The organism is Agromyces humi (assembly GCF_009720255.1).
Taxonomy (GTDB): Bacteria; Actinomycetota; Actinomycetes; order Actinomycetales; family Microbacteriaceae; genus Agromyces; species Agromyces humi.
Genome location: NZ_WJSP02000490.1, coordinates 1 through 2,348, shown reverse-complemented (window position 1 = coordinate 2,348; position 2,348 = coordinate 1). Strand labels below are relative to the sequence as shown.

Annotated in this window: 1 protein-coding gene; it reads right to left on the bottom strand. The window is 72.4% G+C overall.

The genetic code is table 11. The features are described 5' to 3' along the window. Positions 1 to 138: 138 nt before the first annotated feature. A partial coding sequence (xdhB, locus tag GH736_RS21315; protein WP_159606875.1) for a xanthine dehydrogenase molybdopterin binding subunit occupies positions 139 to 2,348 on the bottom strand: 2,210 nt, incomplete at its 5' end.

Genomic DNA, 2,348 nt, shown 5'->3' with positions numbered 1-2,348 from the left:
GGAGGTCGACGCCGAGCAGCCACGCTCGCGTCGATATCGGTTGAACGAGGAATTCCTGCTCGCGCTGGGCGACGAGCACCGCCGGCGTGCGCGCGGCCCGCAGTCGCTGCAGGGCGTCGACCCAGTCCACGCGGCCGCCTACGAGTCCGAGGGCACGAGCGGCCGACCGCCTCGGATCTCGGCGGCATCCGTCGCCGGAGCGGGCGTGTCGTCGTCGGCCGGTTCTCGCACCGCCAGGATCGCCCGGTACGTCGCCTCGGCCGTGGCGGGCGAGCCGAGTGCGACGCTCCGACCCGACGGCCCGAACGCCCCCACGGCCTCGCGGACCGCCTCGCGCACGCTGAACGCGAGCATGAGCGGCGGCTCGCCCACCGCCTTCGACCCGTAGACGACGCCCTCCTCGGCGGCCTGCTCCAGCAGGTGCACGTTGAACTCGTCGGGCATCTCCGAGAAGCTCGGCAGCTTGTACGTGCTCGCCGACTGCGTCAGCAGGCGACCCCGGCCGGGGCCGTCCGACTCGTCCCAGCGCAGCTCCTCGAGGGTGAGCCATCCGGCCCCCTGCACGAACCCGCCCTCGACCTGGCCGAGGTCGATGATCGGCGAGAGCGAGTCGCCGACGTCGTGCAGGATGTCGACCCGCAGCATCCGGTGCGCGCCGGTGAAGCCGTCGACCTCCACCTCGGTCGCGGCGGCGCCGTAGGCGAAGTACTTGAACGGCTCGCCCTGCATGCGCTCGGTGTCCCAGTGCAGGCCGTCGGTGCGGTAGAAGCCCGCCGCCCAGAGCTGCACGCGCTGGTCGTAGGCGGCCCGCACGACCTCGAGGAAGGTGAACCAGGGTCCCGATGCGCCGAGCCCGGCCACCCGGCCCCGCGAGAACCGCACGTCGCGCGCGTCGACGCCGAGCATGCGCCCGGCGACCGCGGCGAGCCGGTGGCGGATCTGCTCGCACGCGTCCTTGACGGCACCGCCGTTGAGGTCGGCGCCCGATGACGCGGCGGTGGCCGACGTGTTCGGCACCTTGTCCGTGCGGGTCGGCGCGAGCCGCACCGTCTCGAGGGGCACGCCGAGCGCCGTCGCGGCGACCTGCAGCATCTTCGTGTGCAGGCCCTGGCCCATCTCGGTGCCGCCGTGGTTCACGAGCACCGAGCCGTCCTTGTAGACGTGCACGAGTGCGCCGGCCTGGTTGTAGGCGGTGAGCGTGAACGAGATGCCGAACTTCACTGGCGTGATGGCGAGGGCGCGCTTCACGTCGTCGTGCTCCTCGTTGAAGGCCGCGATCCGGGCGCGACGGGCGTCGAAGTCGCTGCTCACGTGCAGCTGCTCCCAGATCGCCCGCAGCCGCTCGGCGTGCCGGACGGGCTGCCCGTAGGGCGTGGTCTGCCCCGGCCGGTAGAGGTTGCGTTCCCTGAGGAGGGCCGGGTCGAGCCCGAGTACGGGAGCCGCCCGTCCGAGCGCCTCCTCGATGACGAACATGCCCTGCGGGCCGCCGAACCCGCGGAACGCCGTCTGCGACGTCTTGTTCGTCTTCGCGACGCGCCCCTGTGCGACGAAGTCGGGGATCCAGTAGGCGTTGTCGACGTGGCAGAGCGCCCGGCCCATGACCGGCTCCGACAGGTCGAGGCTCCAGCCGCCGTCGGACGTGAGCGTCGTGGCGAGCGCGAGGATGCGACCGTCGTCGTCGAAGCCCGCCTTCCATTCGATGTGGAAGGGATGCCGCTTGCCGGTCATCGTGAGGTCCTGCGTGCGGTTCAGCCGCAGCCGCACCGTGCGACCCGTGAGCATCGCGCCGAGCGCCGCGATCGCCGCGAACCCGTGCGGCTGCATCTCCTTGCCGCCGAAGCCGCCGCCCATGCGCAGCGCCTGCACGGTGACGCGATTGCTCGGCAGGCCGAGCACGTGCGCCACGATCTCCTGCGTCTCACTCGGATGCTGCGTGCTGCAGTCGACGAACACCTGCCCCTCGGAGTCGATGCGGGCGAGCGAGGCGTGCGTCTCGAGGTAGAAGTGCTCCTGGCCGCCGATCTCGATCACGCCGTCGAAGACGTGCGGAGCGGTCGCGAGCGCCGACTCGGGGTCGCCGCGGCGGATCGTGCGCGGGATGCCTTGGAAGGAGCCGGCCTCGATCGCCTCGGGCACGGTGATGATCGACGGGAGCGTCTCGTACTCCACCCGGACGGCGGCCGCGCCCAGCCGGGCCGCCTCGGCCGTCTCGGCGAGCACCCACGCCAGCGCGTGGCCGTGGAACATCGCCTCGGCGGGGAACAGCGGCTCGTCGTCCTTGACGCCCGCGTCGTTCACGCCGGGCACGTCGGCGGCGGTGAGCACCCGCACCACGCCCGGCACGTCGA